The sequence below is a fragment of the Bacteroides graminisolvens DSM 19988 = JCM 15093 genome (assembly GCF_000428125.1).
GTDB classification, from domain to species: Bacteria; Bacteroidota; Bacteroidia; order Bacteroidales; family Bacteroidaceae; genus Bacteroides; species Bacteroides graminisolvens.
The window spans coordinates 36,520-51,501 of the sequence record NZ_ATZI01000017.1 but is presented as its reverse complement, the minus strand read 5'-3'; the positions used below and the strand labels follow the sequence as shown (position 1 = coordinate 51,501).

Sequence of the window (14,982 nt, the reverse complement as noted above, 5' to 3'; positions counted from 1 at the left end):
CTTTAAATTTACTCATTTTCTGCAACATACAGAAACTCCTATGCCTTTTTTATGCCATCATGTCAACATATCTCATTAACTTGCGAAACTTGAATAAACAGTTACATTGTTCTTGGCAAAGTTACGTTTTACTTTGTTAGGCAGATTCTTTGCTAACTCTTCCTCATTCCAGATGGTGTTCAGCAAGAATGTTCCGTTTTTCTGCAAACCGCGTGTTACATCATACATTCTGAGGTAAGCCTGTACGTGGCAAGCAACGAAATTAGGAGTGTTCACCAAATAAGTAGAACGAATAGGAGTGTCTCCAAAACGAAGGTGTGAGCAGGTGAAACCACCTGATTTTTTAGAGTCGTATGAGAAATATGCCTGGCAATGTTTGTTGGTGTTATCACCAATGATCTTAACAGAGTTCTTGTTGGCACCTACTGTACCGTCAGCACCCAAACCGTAGAATTTAGCTTCATACATACCGGCACCGCCCAATGCTATTTCTTCTTTTTGTGGAAGAGAAGTGAAAGTAACATCGTCAACAATACCAATTGTAAAATGATTTTTCGGCATGGCTAAAGCCAAGTTTTCGTAAACGGAAAGGATTTGCGCGGGGGTTGTGTCTTTTGATGACAAACCATAGCGACCACCCACAATAACGGGAGCATCTTCTTGTCCGTAGAAGCAATCTTTTACGTCAAGATATAAAGGTTCTCCGTTAGCGCCTTGTTCTTTTGTTCTGTCAAGAACAGCAATACGTTTTGCAGTCTTAGGAACAGCAGCCATGAAATGTTTTGCAGAAAATGGACGGTACAAATGTACAGCAACCAAACCCACTTTTTCTCCTTGCCCATTCAAGTAATCAATTGATTCACGGATAGCTTCAGTTACCGAACCCATTGCGATGATAACACGGTCAGCATCTTCTGCACCGTAGTAATCGAACAAACCATATTTACGTCCTGTAATAGCAGACAATTCATTCATGTATTCTTCTACAATACCGGGAACTGCTTCATAATACGAGTTAGCAGCTTCTCTGTGCTGGAAGTATACATCGGGGTTCTCTGCCATACCACGTGCAACCGGAGCAGATGGGTTCAAAGCGCGTTTACGGAATTCGGCCAATCCCTCTTGGTCAATTAGGTGAGCCAAGTCTTCGTTCTCTAATGATTCGATCTTCTGAATTTCGTGTGATGTACGGAATCCGTCGAAGAAGTTCATAAATGGAACGCGAGATTTAATTGTAGCAAGGTGTGCTACAGCTGCAAGATCCATCACTTCCTGTACAGAACCTTCAGCCAACATGGCAAAACCTGTCTGACGAGCAGCCATCACGTCTTGATGGTCACCGAAGATTGAAAGGGCATGAGTTGCAAGTGCACGTGCCGATACATGGAATACGCATGGCAATAATTCACCGGCAATCTTATACATGTTCGGGATCATCAAAAGAAGACCCTGCGAAGCGGTATAAGTAGTAGTCAGTGCACCAGCCTGTAATGAACCGTGAACAGCACCTGCAGCACCAGCTTCAGATTGCATTTCTTCTACCAATACTGTTTCGCCGAAGATGTTCTTGCGTCCTGCGGCAGCCCATTCGTCTACGTATTCAGCCATAGTCGAAGATGGGGTGATGGGATAAATCGCAGCCACTTCAGAGAACATATACGAGATATGCGCTGCGGCCTGATTACCATCACAAGTGATGAATTTCTTCTGTTTAGTCATAACTAAATTATTATTAAGTAAAAAATATTAATTAATACAAGAAGCCGAATATCCAGAGCGGTATCTGGTTAGCCCGGCCTATTTCTGCTTTATGCATGACATGTGTTACATGGGGCGTGTTTTTAACCTTGGAACCTTCACTGTAAATTCTGAAAGACATGTTCCCGTCAACTAAAAAGGAGATGTTTTTGTCTCCTTTGTGTAGTTTGTGATCCTTGTACATGGTATTCAGAAAAAATGTTTCCAAAACATCCTGTTCTTCTATTTTAAGAGGATAGATGGAGTACATCAAATTGGTATTGTGTAGCATTATTTTACAGGGCTTCTTGGGGAATTCTTCTCCCTCAGGATATACCATGTTTATTAAACGTGAATCTGCTAAATATTTGATATAATTCATCACTGTTGCCCTTGATGTTTGTATGTCACTGGCCAGTTGACTGACATTGGGCGCTTTGGGTCCGCCGACAGCCAGCAGGTATAATAACTTTTTTATCTTTGATAGATATTTTAATTCAATCTGCTTAATGAGTAGAATATCAACTTCTACCATCATATTCATAGTTTTTAGAAGATTCTCCGAGAAATTACGTTTTTCAAGAAAGAATGGGTAAAAACCATGGTGAAGATAATCCTGGAAATAATCTAAAGGCTTTACTTTAGATAAAACCCCTTTTGCAATTTGCTCATGGTTTCTAAGTATTTCATCAAGCGTGTATGCTTTGAATTTCATTCCCGTTTGTAAATTTAGAAACTCACGGAAGGAAAATCCTCTCAAATTGTAGCTTTTGACTATATCTCTTAGTTCCAAATTCTCTTCTTTCAACCTCATCACAGACGAACCGGTAAATACAATCTTAAGACCTGGAAAGCGATCATAACACATCCGAAGCTCTTTGCTCCAGCCATCGTATTTAAACACTTGGTCAATCAAAAGCACTTTTCCACCCCGACGTTGAAATTCATACGCGAAATCTACAATACTGTGCCCTGAAAAGTAGAAATTGTTCATATTTATAAAGAGACAAGAACGATCTGTTCCAAATTTCTCTTTAGCATACTGAAGCAAAAAAGTTGTTTTTCCTACTCCTCGAGTACCTTTAATACCTATCAGTCTGTCGCTCCAATCTATTTCATCCATCAGGTCGCGGCGGACAGGGGCATTAATGTGCTCAACAAGATAAGCGTGTGTGCGGTAAAATGCTTCCATCTGTTTATTGGTTTTTCGGGCCACAAATATAATCGTTTTTTCTATTATTTGCAAAGTAGAGATAGCAAAAACTCTTTTTTCTCTCATATTTTATATTTTATAACGTTGCCTCATGTCAGTCTTCTATATAGCATGTGATGCTTTAATTGACACCTGTTTGTTATTTCTTTGATTTATTTTGAAATCTGATGTTCATTGCTTACTGTTTATGCCTTGTAATCTGCTTATTTGTGATAATATGTTATAATAATGCGATTGCTTATTTAAATATGTTTTTTATTGTTTTATCTTCCGGGTTGAGTTACTTATTAACTTGAGATATGTATTCTTGCTTTTTTGTGTAATTTTGCACTTTCAATGATTAAATAATGGATGAAAAGAAACTTTATTTGTTTAATCCGGATAATGATCTGGCATTGGCAAACGGTAATGAAAATTACATGGCACCGTCCTCTGCAAGAAAGATGTCGGAAGATTTAGCGTGTCTACCTATATGGTATGCAGATGGTGATGGATATGTGTTGGCTTCTTCTGCTTACAATAACGATTATCTAAAGCTTGTAAAAAGTAATTTTCCGTTCTTACAGCTGGAATTGCTTACCGAACCTGAGGTACAAACACATTCCTCTTTATCCTTATCTCCTTGGGGGTGGAATCATGCCATACGCAAAAGGATGTTGCAAATGGGCGTTGATGAATCCGTTTTATGCTGCTCTGAACTAATTAACCATATTAGGACCCTTTCTCATCGTTCTTCTTGGGTGGATGTACTGTCAATATTAAATCCAAATGAATTATATTGTGGTAATCCTCACTATTTTACCGAAATAGAACAAGTTGTTGCTTTCTTGCAAAAGGAACAAAAAACCGTTTTAAAATCTCCTTTATCGGGAAGTGGCAAAGGGTTAAACTGGTATAATGGTCTGTTAACAGGTTCACTTTCCGGTTGGATTAATCGTACAATAGAGCTACAGGGAGGCATTATAGCAGAGCCTTATTACAACAAGGAGCTTGATTTTGCAATGGAGTTTTATGCAAATGAGTGTGGAGTGATTTCATTTGTTGGTTATTCGTTGTTTCGAACTAATCCGGCAGGTTCTTACGAGGGTAATAACTTGCTTTCCGATCAAGCAATTGAAGAACAATTATCGGCTTTTATCTCCTTGGAGGATATTTATAAGCTACGTGATGAGTTAATTCAAGTATTCTCCACTCGTATTGCAGGATGTTATAATGGCTATTTGGGAGTTGACATGATGATTTGTCGTTTTGAATCTAGTCCCACGTATCGTATTCACCCTTGTGTAGAAGTTAATTTACGTATGAATATGGGTGTTGTGGCCCATTCTCTATATCAACGTTATGTCTCTCCTCGCAGTAAGGGTTTATTCGTTGTTGATTATGATGCAAAGGCTGGAGAGGCTTTGTTTAAGCATCAGAACAAGTTGAATGCTTTTCCATTAAAACTTAAAGACGGACGCATTCGGTCGGGTTACTTGGCTCTCACACCGGTTCATCAGCGAACCCAATATAGTGCTTGGGTATTGGTGGAAGAAGAATGAAAATCAGACATGAATTTTGTATTTTTTTTATAGTGGACTTTTCATCTGCACAGCCTTGCTTTCATTTCCATAGCGATCTACAGCTGAAATAGCGAAATATTCACGGGAGTCCCACGGTCGGACAGGTGCATATACATAATTAACCGATCTGATTCGTTGGGCAATGATATTATCAGGATTGTCCGTATCAACAGGGTAACTATTAGAAGCGTATATCACATAATAAGGTGCGTTTTGTTTATCATTGTCTTCAGAAGACTTCCAACTTAGTTCTGTGTATCCTCTTTGATATTTTACGGTCAGACTTTCGGGTGTTGTAGGCGCGATGGCATCCAACCAAGTCATGGCCGGCTGTAAAGCCGGGGCACTGTAATACCGATCGGCCAACTCATCGTATAGGTTTTGCGTGTTATCAATCAGGTATTTAACTCTGTAATGTCCTTGTCCCGCCAACTGGTGTGCTCTGACGAAATTAATTTGTCTTTCCACCTCATCACGTTTCCAGTTCCCTTCTGACGGGTGCAGAAAGTAAATACCTAAACCTGGAATAACCTGTCGACCGTAACTGTTCTCCTGCCAATCGAGCGCAAATGGATAGAAACTGTTCCCGCGAAAATACATCATGGGGTAAATCTGGTCTTGTATGCCTTCCTTCAACCAGCCCTGAGCATCTTGATACACCGTGAAATAAGCATTGAATCCGCGTGAAGAGTACCGTGAGGTGTCGCGAAATTTTCCTACAGGGCAAGTGCTTACTTTAACCCATGGCTTAACGGCCTTAACTCCTTTATATATGTATCTGACTATATCAGTGAGATTGTCTCTTCTCCATTGAGTGATATTTCTGCCTTTTGCATATTGACGAAACTCTTTGTTATCGGAGAAATGAGGCGCATTCTCTGGATAACGAAGGTAGTCGAAATGAACACCATCTACGTCGTATCGGGTAATGACCTCGTTTACCAGCTTCATTAAATACTCTTTGGTTTCGGGGTGTCCCGGATTCAGGAACCATTCATTCTTGTAAGGAATACAGATCTTTCTGTTTTGCACAGTAACGGATTTACGGCCTAATGCAGCCACATGTTTTTTGTTGCCTAATGGGATGGTAACCATCCACGCATGACACTCCATTCCTCTTTTGTGACATTCTTCAACGGCAAAAGCCAGCGGATCGTAACCGGGATCTCTTCCTGTCTGCCCCGTGAGAATTGAATTGAACGGTTCAATGTTTGATGCATACAGTACGTCGCCACGGGTCCTGGCTTGAAACAATATGGTATTGAAATTGGCCGCTTTGAGTTTGTCGAGCATGGCTACCAATTCTGCTTGTTGTTTGCGGATGCCTGCCGGAGTTGTTGCTCTTGTTTTTGGCCAGTCGAGCCCGTAAACCGCTGTCACCCATGCAGCCCTGACTTCATACTTCGGTGCTGCTTGCATGCTCATAGTAAACACTATTGCCAGTAATGCAAATATATATCTAAACATGTATATTCTATTTATTTAAATTTCTGCAAAGGTAGTAAAAGAGTTGATATTGTTGTGTTGTTTCCTGATAATATGCTACATTTGCGCTATATAAACCAACACGTCATGATTACATTTAGTATTTGTCTTGCTGCTCTTATAGCAGGCTACTTTATTTACGGGCGATTTATCGAAAGATTATTTAAACCCGACAACCGACAAACACCTGCCCTTACTCAGACAGATGGAGTTGACTTTATTCCTCTTCCTACTTGGAAGATCTTTATGATCCAGTTTCTTAACATTGCCGGATTGGGACCCATTTTCGGCGCTATTATGGGAGCTAAATTCGGAACCTCTTCTTATCTATGGATTGTATTAGGAAGTATTTTTGCAGGTGCCACTCACGATTACCTGGCCGGTATGCTTTCCATTCGTCACAACGGTGAAAGTCTACCCGAAATCATAGGGCGTTATTTGGGGGTAACCACCAAACAGGTGATGCGAGGTTTTACCGTTATTCTGATGATATTAGTCGGAGCCGTGTTCGTTGCCGGCCCTGCTGGTTTATTAGCCAAACTTACACCCGATAATCTGGATACTACTTTTTGGATCATAGTTGTTTTTTTGTATTACATATTAGCTACTCTATTGCCTATTGATAAGATCATTGGTAAGATATATCCGCTTTTTGCAATCGCTTTGCTGTTTATGGCAGTAGGCATCTTGTTTATGTTGTATTATCATCATCCCGTTTTACCTGAATTTTGGGATGGTTTGAGCAACAAACATCCTCAGTCAGAGTCTTTACCTATTTTTCCGATTATGTTTGTCAGTATTGCTTGCGGAGCCATTTCTGGTTTTCACGCAACACAGAGTCCACTCATGGCACGCTGTATGAAAAGTGAAATGTATGGTCGTCCCGTTTTCTACGGAGCAATGATTACCGAAGGAATTGTAGCTTTGATCTGGGCTGCGGCAGCAACCTGCTTCTTCGGAGAGAATGGCATGGAGGAAACAAATGCTTCGGTGATAGTTGATGCCATAACGAAAAACTGGCTGGGTACTATAGGCGGATTGTTAGCCGTTTTAGGTGTTATTGCAGCGCCAATAACATCGGGTGATACTGCTTTCCGTTCGGCCCGACTTATTGTTGCTGATTTTTTGGGAATGGAACAAAAAAGCATGCGTCACCGTTTATACATAAGTGTACCGATGTTTCTAGTTGCAGTTGGACTGTTGTTATACAGCCTGCGTGACAAAAACGGTTTTGATATGATTTGGCGTTATTTTGCTTGGGCCAATCAAACACTGTCGGTCTTTACTCTTTGGGCAATCACGGTTTTCTTAGCAAAAGCGGGCAAGTTGTATTGGGTGACATTTATTCCGGCGCTCTTTATGACAGGTGTTTGCATTACTTACATTAGCATTGCTCCCGAAGGATTCGGATTGTCACAACAAGTTGCTTATGCAGTAGGTTCTGTGAGCGTTGTAACAGCCATGGTACTTTTTTACAGATGGAATAGACGAGAATGCGCATTAATGAAAAAATGATATGAAAAAGTTGAGAAAATCCAGTTGGATAGCTATTGCCTTTTTTATTTATGTAACGGCTACGGCAGCCTATTTGCTGCCAAGAAACACTGTTACTAGTGATACGGAAAAATATCTCACTCTTGCCGGAGGTTATGTTATAGTACTAGCCTTGTGGCTTGTGTTGAGAAAGAAAGAAAAGCTTCAGGAACAACGACGCCGTGAAGCTACTAATAATAACTTAAACAAATAAAAACATGAAGAAATCTTTAATGATCATTGCCTTTCTGTTTACCGCATTGGTAGCAAAGGCGCAGTTTGAAAAAGGAACCTGGCTATTGAATCCATCGGTTACCGGACTTGATTTGTCGTACAGCAGTGCTGAGAAAACACAGTTTGGATTTCAGGTTCAGGGTGGAGCATTCCTGGAAGATAACATTGCTTTGTTAGTTCATATCGGAGCCGATTGGACTGATCCCATCGACGTTTATTCATTGGGTGTGGGTGGTCGTTACTATTTTGATCGCACAGGTGTATATATGGGAGCCGGATTAAAAATGAAGAAATGGGATTTGAAAGGTGGTGTTGAAGAAGATGATTATGCATTTGGCGTTGAAGCCGGTTATGCTTATTTTCTTTCAAAGACGGTTACCATAGAACCTGCTGTATATTATGATATGTCATTCAAGGATGGTGATTATTCCAAAATTGGTTTGAAAATAGGATTTGGCTTCTACTTTTGATAAAAAATGATAGCTTAACTGAAAGACCCTGATTGAAAGAACATATTGTCTTTTAATCAGGGGCTTTTTTATGAGAGCGCATCTTGTCACTTACCTGTAGCCAGTTTTTCTTTAAGAAATTGTCCCGTGTAGCTGGCTCCACATTCGGCTACCTCTTCCGGTGTGCCGCAGGCAACCAAGTGTCCTCCCTTGTCACCTCCTTCGGGGCCGAGATCAATTACATAGTCGGCGCACTTAATCACATCCATATTATGTTCAATGATAATAAGCGTATGCCCCCGGCGAATTAGAGCATCGAATGCTTCAAGTAATTTTCGAATGTCGTGAAAATGTAGTCCGGTAGTTGGTTCGTCAAAAATAAACAAGGTCGGTTCAGCTTTTTCCTGACTTAAATAATAGGCCAGTTTCACACGTTGGTTTTCACCACCCGAAAGAGTGGAAGATGATTGTCCCAGTTTCACGTAACCTAATCCTACTTCCTGCAACGGCAATAACTTCTTTACAACTTTCTTCTGTCCGTGAAGAGTGAAGAACTCAACAGCTTCATTAACCGTCATCTCCAACACATCATATATATTCTTTTCGTGAAAGCAAACCTCGAGTGTTTCACTTTTGAAACGTTTGCCGTGGCAAGATTCACACTCCAACACCAAGTCGGCCATGAACTGCATTTCCACCGTAATGTTACCGTCTCCTTTACACTCTTCACAGCGTCCACCTTCACTATTGAAACTGAAGTGCCCGGCTGTATAATTCATTTGTTTCGCTAAAGGTTGCTCTGCCCAAAGTTTTCTGATTTCATCATAAGCTTTGATGTAGGTTACCGGATTGCTGCGTGATGACTTACCAATAGGGTTTTGATCTATGAACTCAATGTTTTTGAGGCTTTTGACATCACCCTGTAGCAAAAGAAATTCACCCGGGCGGTCACTGCATTCATCCAGTTCCCTTTTTAAAGCCCGGTAAAAGATATCCCTTACCAGCGTGCTCTTTCCTGAACCTGAAACACCGGTCACAACCGTCATTACGTTAAGCGGAAAGCGTACATCTATTCCTTTCAGGTTATTTTCACGCGCGCCGGTTATCTCAATGTAATTATTCCACGGACGGCGATGCAGTGGGAGAGGTATTTCTTCTTCGCCAAGCAGGTAACGTACCGTATGGCTAATCGTTCCTTTGGTCAGGTTTTTCATATCACCCTCATACACAACCTCTCCGCCCAGACGGCCGGCATCCGGGCCAATGTCAATGATGTAATCGGCAGCTCGTATAATTTCTTCGTCGTGCTCAACCACTACAACCGTGTTTCCTAATTTTTGCAATTCGAGTAGCACGTGAATCAATTTGTCGGTATCCCGACTATGCAAACCAATACTCGGTTCATCGAGAATGTACAAACTACCCACCAAACTACTTCCCAACGAGGTAGCTAGGTTTATACGTTGACTTTCACCCCCCGATAGTGAATTTGAAAGGCGGTTTAATGTAAGATAGCCCAACCCAACATCAATTAAAAAACGAATGCGACTATTTATCTCAGTCAGAATGCGTCGCGCCACTTCTTCATCATGTTTGGTGAGTTGCAACGTATCGAAAAACTTTTTTAACTCCGTGATTGGCAAGTCAACCAGTTCGCTGATGCTTTCGCCACCTACCTTTACATAGCCGGCCTCCGGTTTGAGACGTGTGCCGTGACATTGAGGACAAATTGTTTTGCCACGGTAACGGGCCAGCATAACCCGATATTGTATTTTGTACTGATTCTCTTCCAACATGCGGAAGAAATCATTGATCCCTTGAAAGAACTCGTTACCTTCCCACAGTACTCTGCGCTGCTCATCGGTCAATTGATAATAGGGAGTGAAAATAGGAAAATCGAACTTCACTGCATTGTGAATCAATGCATCCTTCCATTCCCCCATTTTTTCACCTCGCCAACAAACCACAGCACCGTCGTAAACCGATAATGCCCTGTTGGGTATCACCAAATGTTCGTCAATTCCTATTACTTTACCGAAACCCTCGCATTTGGGGCAGGCTCCAATGGGAGAGTTAAACGAAAACATCTGGTCGTTCGGTTCCTCAAACTTGATGCCGTCGACTTCAAATTTGGTACTGAACGTATGCAAACGTGTCGTGCCGTCGGGCAGGTAGAAGCGCAGCATGCACAAACCGTCACCCTCGTACATGGCAGTCTCCGCCGAGTCGGTTAACCTGCTTATGGCATCCTTACTACTTCCGGCTGTCATGCGGTCAACTAACAAATACACTTCGTCGTTTTCTTTGGGTTCGTATTCTTCCATACGCACCGTCTCACCGTTTACCTCTATGCGGTTAAATCCTTGTTTGAGGTCTATTTCCAACTGCTGCTTCAAACTTCTGCCTTCGCGCAGCAATATACGGGTCAATACCATGTACCGTGTCCCTTCCGGGTATTGCAGCATACAGTTTACAATATCTTCCACACTGTGTTTCTTAACCTCTTCACCGCTCACAGGGCTGAAAGTCCGCCCGATACGGGCAAACAATAAACGCATGTATTCGTAAATCTCCGTACTGGTTCCAACGGTAGAACGTGGGTTCCGGCTGTTCACCTTTTGTTCAATGGCAATGGCGGGTGGAATGCCTTTGATGAAGTCACACTCCGGTTTGCTCATCCTTCCCAAAAACTGTCGGGCATAAGATGACAGACTTTCCACGTAGCGGCGTTGTCCTTCGGCATATAGGGTATCGAAAGCCAGTGATGACTTTCCCGAACCCGATAATCCGGTTATTACCACCAGTTTGTTGCGGGGAATATTCACATCAATGTTCTTCAGGTTGTTAACCCTTGCGCCCTTTATGCTTATATATTTGCTGTCCGACATATTGTTATCTCGTCTTAGTTTATGAATAATCAGCTTTTACCGTACAGTTTCCCGGTCCGATAATTAGCTCCGAATATGCAAAGTTAATGAATTATCTTTTATCTTTGCCCTGCATTATTATAATAAACAATGGCAATATGAAACTAAGAAAATTTTTCTTCCTTTTGGCAGCCTTGTCTTTTTCATTGGTAACACAGGCGCAAAATTATCCCAAAAGAGAATTTAGAGCTGCGTGGATTCAAACCGTGAACGGACAGTTTAAGGGAATGTCTGCCGAGAAACTCAAGCAAACGTTAACCAATCAGCTCAATTCCCTTCAGGAAGCAGGTATTAACGCCATCATCTTTCAGGTACGCCCTGAAGCCGATGCTCTTTATGCTTCCAAACTAGAACCTTGGAGCCGTTTCCTGACAGGAGTTCAAGGGCAAGCACCCGAACCTTTGTGGGACCCGATGCAATTTATGATTGACGAATGTCACAAACGAAATATGGAGTTTCATGCATGGATAAATCCTTATCGTGTGAAAACAACTTTAAAGAGTCAGCTAGCACCTAGTCATGTGTATAATATCCATCCCGAATGGTTCGTTACTTACGGCGATCAACTCTTTTTCGATCCTGCCTTGCCGGAAAGCAGACATCACATCAGCATGGTGGTAACCGATATTGTTTCCCGTTATGATGTAGATGCCATTCACATGGACGATTATTTTTATCCTTACCCCATTAAAGGATTGAATTTCCCCGACGACGCCAGCTTTGCACGTTACGGAGGTGGATTCGACAGCCGGGCCGATTGGCGCAGAAGTAATGTCAATCTGTTGATTAAAAAGATACACGAGACCATTCGTGAGCTCAAACCTTGGGTGAAATTCGGCGTTAGCCCGTTCGGTGTTTACCGTAACCAGAGCAGTGATCCGTTGGGAAGCAAGACTCAGGCATTGCAAAACTACGACGACCTGTATGCCGATGTGTTACTTTGGGCACGTGAAGGATGGATTGACTACAACATACCTCAGCTATATTGGGAGATTGGACACCCTCGTGCCGACTACCAAACACTGGTCGACTGGTGGGCAAGAAACACCTGCAACCGTCCGTTGTTTATCGGGCAATCTGTGATAAATACTGTTGAGAAGGCCGATCCTCAAAACCCAGCTATCAACCAACTGCCTCGTAAGATGGCTTTGCAGCGTGCTTATCAAACCATTGGTGGAAGTTGTCAGTGGCCTGCCAGTGCGGTGGTTGAGAACGCAGGCAATTACCGTGATGCCTTGATCAAGGAATACCATAAATATCCGGCGTTAATTCCTGTTTTCCATTTCATGGATAGTCAGGCACCCGATAAAGTACGAAAGGTAAAATCTGTTTGGACAGCAGATGGTTATATGCTGTTTTGGACTGCACCGAAAGCCAAGGCAGAAATGAACCGTGCCGTTCAGTATGTAATTTACCGTTTTGAGAACAAGGAGAAAGTGAATCTCGAAGACCCTTCACACATTGTAGCTATCACCCGGACTACGTTCTATCAATTGCCTTATGAATCGGGTAAAACCAAATACCGTTATGTAGTGACGGCACTGGATCGCCTGCATAACGAATCAAAAAGCGCTTCTAAAAAGGTGAAGTTATAGTTCCCTTGTGAGCACCATTTAATAAAGGATGAACCCCATTACTCCGCAAATTACAATCAGGAGGATGGGGTTTACTTTATACACCTTGCTGGCGATAAATACCCCTACGAAAAGTGTGCTGCTTACTAAAAATGTGTAGAGGTCTGTTTGAGGCGAACCAAAGTTTTCTGTAGTCATCAAGACCAATACGGCAGAGGCCAATAACCCAACAATACCCGGGCGCAATCCTTTAAACACTGCTTCAATAACCGGATGCTTCTGATATTTTAAAAAGAACTTACTGATGGTAAGCATCAGGATGAAAGAGGGGAGTACCACTGCAAAAGTAGCAATCACCGATCCCCAGAAACTACCCGTTGCCGTATATCCCACATAAGTAGCAGCATTGATACCTATGGGGCCGGGTGTCATCTGACTGACCGCTACAATATCTGTAAATTCGCCGGCGGTCATCCATTCGTGGTTGGTAACCACTTCGGCCTGTATCAAAGACAACATTCCGTATCCACCACCAAAGCCGAAAAGGCCGATCTTAAAGAAAGTATAAAACAGTTGTAAATATATCATAGCTTTAAATACTCTTTTTTACATATTTTCCCCACAAGAAACCACCTGTACCCGCAACCACAATAATCCATATCGGTGATACGTCGAGCAGCCAGATAAGCAGAGCCGATACCACCGGAATCCAAATAGTGTATCGGTTTATTCGTGCCATTTTGGCCATGTTAAAGGTAGGAGCAGCAATTAAAGCAACTACTCCCGGTCGTATTCCTTTAAATATCTTCTCAACCACCGGGTTTTCTTTAAAGCTATGGAAGAACATAGCGATAGTTAGAATGATGACGAACGAAGGCATCACCACACCTAATGTAGCGAAGAGGCTACCTTTTACCTTACGCAAACGATAACCAATGAAAATGGCAATGTTGATAGCCATCACACCCGGAGCTGTTTGTGATATGGCAAGCAGATCAAGAAACTCCTCTTTCTTAATCCATTGTCTTTTGGTTACGATTTCATTTTCTATTAGCGGAATCATGGCATAGCCTCCGCCGATGGTGAATAATCCTATTTTGAAGAAAATCCCGAATAATTTCAGGTAAATACTCATTTTATTTATTATTTAAATCTAATCTTCTCCCTTGCCGTATTTGCTGGGACTAACTTTAAAATGTTTCTTAAATACCTCGCGGAAGTACTTGGCATCACTAAATCCGGTTAGCTCCGCTACTTCGGTTATGCTGTGCTGTTGATCCTTGAGCAACTGCGCTGCCCTCTTGAGACGGATAATCCGTACATAATCTGCCGGTGCCTGATCCGTAAGTGCCTTTAGTTTGTTGTAAAAGCTGGTGCGGCTCATATTGAGCAACGTGCAAAGCATGTCAACGTTGAACGATGGATTGGCCATGTGCTCTTCCACGTGCCTCTTAATTCCGTCTATAAACTTCCAGTCTATGTCTGTAGAACAATTTACACATTCGGCAGATGTATTGAAGTCTAAGTCGGCATATCTTTTTCGCATCAATGCTTTGTTGGTCAGCAAGTTGGTCAGCGTTGCTTTCAGAATATCAATATTGAAAGGCTTAATTACATATTCGTCGGCACTTGTTTTTAATCCTTTCATCAGTCCTTTTCTATCTTCCAGTTCAATGAGCAGTACGATGGGAATGTGAGACGTTTCGATGTTATTTTTCACTTTACTGCACAGCTCGTCGCCTCCCATGCCCGGCAAATTCATGCTGGCAATAATAAGATCCGGTTTTAGTTCTCTTACCTTATCAATAGCATCCAGTCCGTTGTGCACCACTTCCAGCTGATATTGGTCGGATAAATGTTGCACCAGAAAATCAGCAGCTTGCGCATCGGGTTCAAAGATAAGCATGCGGCTGGCTGTTACCGTGGGCACAACCACCTCTTCGGCAGTAAGCAGAGTCAAAGAACTACTTTCTGTGGGTGGCAACACCTCGGTATGAGTTATCTGATTGATGAGTCGAATAATGGTGTTGGCATTTCGGATGGCTGTGTTCAGGTTACCAACTCCTTCATTCGTAAGCGTATCATTGGTCAGTGTTTCTTCCAGTGGTTTTCGTATGAGTTCAACCGGTGTGCGCATGTTCTGCACCACATCGGTAAAAGACTGAAGTTGTTCTTCCGCTCTCTTTAGTTCTTGTTTCAAAGCAGAGTTTCTCATCATGAGATAGATACAGATTCCGATCAATACAATAAACAGCAAGATGGTTCCTG

At 42.1% G+C, this 14,982-nt stretch carries 10 protein-coding genes and 2 pseudogenes; 5 read left to right on the top strand and 7 right to left on the bottom strand.

Features of this window, described 5'->3' with window-relative positions; translation table 11 throughout:
- Nucleotides 1-93: 93 nt before the first annotated feature.
- Together nifJ and C511_RS0110805 are read right to left on the bottom strand one after the other, a co-directional pair.
- Nucleotides 94-1,719 (bottom strand): annotated as a pseudogene (gene nifJ / locus C511_RS16690) (pyruvate:ferredoxin (flavodoxin) oxidoreductase); the annotation flags it as partial.
- 31 nt (nucleotides 1,720-1,750) lie between these two features.
- The gene (locus C511_RS0110805; RefSeq protein WP_024997108.1) at nucleotides 1,751-2,929 is read right to left on the bottom strand and encodes an ATP-binding protein; all 1,179 of its coding nucleotides are present in this window, start codon (nucleotides 2,927-2,929) and stop codon (nucleotides 1,751-1,753) included.
- A 368-nt stretch (nucleotides 2,930-3,297) separates the two neighbouring features.
- Here C511_RS0110805 and C511_RS0110800 point away from each other — a divergent pair, with 368 nt between their 5' ends.
- The gene (locus C511_RS0110800; protein WP_024997107.1) at nucleotides 3,298-4,491 is read left to right on the top strand and encodes a hypothetical protein; all 1,194 of its coding nucleotides are present in this window, start codon (nucleotides 3,298-3,300) and stop codon (nucleotides 4,489-4,491) included.
- A 27-nt stretch (nucleotides 4,492-4,518) separates the two neighbouring features.
- On the opposite strand, the gene C511_RS0110795 is transcribed toward C511_RS0110800, so the two are convergent.
- Nucleotides 4,519-5,979, bottom strand: coding sequence for a glycoside hydrolase family 10 protein (locus tag C511_RS0110795; protein WP_027318134.1), 1,461 nt, complete (start codon nucleotides 5,977-5,979; stop codon nucleotides 4,519-4,521).
- A gap of 105 nt (nucleotides 5,980-6,084) precedes the next feature.
- Here C511_RS0110795 and C511_RS0110790 point away from each other — a divergent pair, with 105 nt between their 5' ends.
- From C511_RS0110790 to C511_RS0110780, 3 genes are read left to right on the top strand one after another with little or no spacing between them, the layout of a single operon-like run.
- On the top strand, nucleotides 6,085-7,512 hold the full coding sequence (locus C511_RS0110790) for a carbon starvation CstA family protein (protein ID WP_024997106.1): 1,428 nt from the start codon (nucleotides 6,085-6,087) through the stop codon (nucleotides 7,510-7,512).
- Between the two features lies 1 nt (nucleotide 7,513).
- On the top strand, nucleotides 7,514-7,744 hold the full coding sequence (locus C511_RS0110785; protein ID WP_024997105.1) for a membrane protein: 231 nt from the start codon (nucleotides 7,514-7,516) through the stop codon (nucleotides 7,742-7,744).
- Nucleotides 7,745-7,748: 4 nt separating this feature from the next.
- Nucleotides 7,749-8,234, top strand: coding sequence for a hypothetical protein (locus C511_RS0110780; protein WP_024997104.1), 486 nt, complete (start codon nucleotides 7,749-7,751; stop codon nucleotides 8,232-8,234).
- A gap of 86 nt (nucleotides 8,235-8,320) precedes the next feature.
- On the opposite strand, the gene uvrA is transcribed toward C511_RS0110780, so the two are convergent.
- Entirely contained in the window at nucleotides 8,321-11,101 is a 2,781-nt protein-coding gene (gene uvrA, locus C511_RS0110775; protein WP_027318133.1) for an excinuclease ABC subunit UvrA, read from the bottom strand.
- An 86-nt stretch (nucleotides 11,102-11,187) separates the two neighbouring features.
- Between uvrA and C511_RS0110770 the strand changes: the two genes are divergently transcribed.
- Nucleotides 11,188-12,735 (top strand): glycoside hydrolase family 10 protein, encoded by a 1,548-nt coding sequence (locus tag C511_RS0110770; protein ID WP_211227692.1) that lies wholly within the window; start codon nucleotides 11,188-11,190, stop codon nucleotides 12,733-12,735.
- A gap of 18 nt (nucleotides 12,736-12,753) precedes the next feature.
- Here C511_RS0110770 and C511_RS0110765 read toward each other — a convergent pair whose 3' ends face one another.
- From C511_RS0110765 to C511_RS18585, 3 genes and pseudogenes are all read right to left on the bottom strand, one after another.
- Nucleotides 12,754-13,302, bottom strand: a complete 549-nt coding sequence (locus C511_RS0110765; RefSeq protein ID WP_024997103.1) for a chromate transporter — start codon at nucleotides 13,300-13,302, stop codon at nucleotides 12,754-12,756.
- 4 nt (nucleotides 13,303-13,306) lie between these two features.
- Nucleotides 13,307-13,849, bottom strand: coding sequence for a chromate transporter (locus C511_RS0110760; protein WP_024997102.1), 543 nt, complete (start codon nucleotides 13,847-13,849; stop codon nucleotides 13,307-13,309).
- An 18-nt stretch (nucleotides 13,850-13,867) separates the two neighbouring features.
- Nucleotides 13,868-14,623: pseudogene (locus C511_RS18585) on the bottom strand (helix-turn-helix domain-containing protein); the annotation flags it as partial.
- Nucleotides 14,624-14,982: the final 359 nt, after the last annotated feature.

Bases quoted from the DNA above. Each gene is read 5' to 3' on its own strand.
- C511_RS0110805 (WP_024997108.1), bottom strand. From the start codon at position 2,929: ATGGAAGCATTTTACCGCACACACGCTTATCTTGTTGAGCACATTAAT.
- C511_RS0110800 (WP_024997107.1), top strand. From the start codon at position 3,298: ATGGATGAAAAGAAACTTTATTTGTTTAATCCGGATAATGATCTGGCA.
- C511_RS0110795 (WP_027318134.1), bottom strand. From the start codon at position 5,979: ATGTTTAGATATATATTTGCATTACTGGCAATAGTGTTTACTATGAGC.
- C511_RS0110790 (WP_024997106.1), top strand. From the start codon at position 6,085: ATGATTACATTTAGTATTTGTCTTGCTGCTCTTATAGCAGGCTACTTT.
- C511_RS0110785 (WP_024997105.1), top strand. From the start codon at position 7,514: ATGAAAAAGTTGAGAAAATCCAGTTGGATAGCTATTGCCTTTTTTATT.
- C511_RS0110780 (WP_024997104.1), top strand. From the start codon at position 7,749: ATGAAGAAATCTTTAATGATCATTGCCTTTCTGTTTACCGCATTGGTA.
- uvrA (WP_027318133.1), bottom strand. From the start codon at position 11,101: ATGTCGGACAGCAAATATATAAGCATAAAGGGCGCAAGGGTTAACAAC.
- C511_RS0110770 (WP_211227692.1), top strand. From the start codon at position 11,188: ATGAATTATCTTTTATCTTTGCCCTGCATTATTATAATAAACAATGGC.
- C511_RS0110765 (WP_024997103.1), bottom strand. From the start codon at position 13,302: ATGATATATTTACAACTGTTTTATACTTTCTTTAAGATCGGCCTTTTC.
- C511_RS0110760 (WP_024997102.1), bottom strand. From the start codon at position 13,849: ATGAGTATTTACCTGAAATTATTCGGGATTTTCTTCAAAATAGGATTA.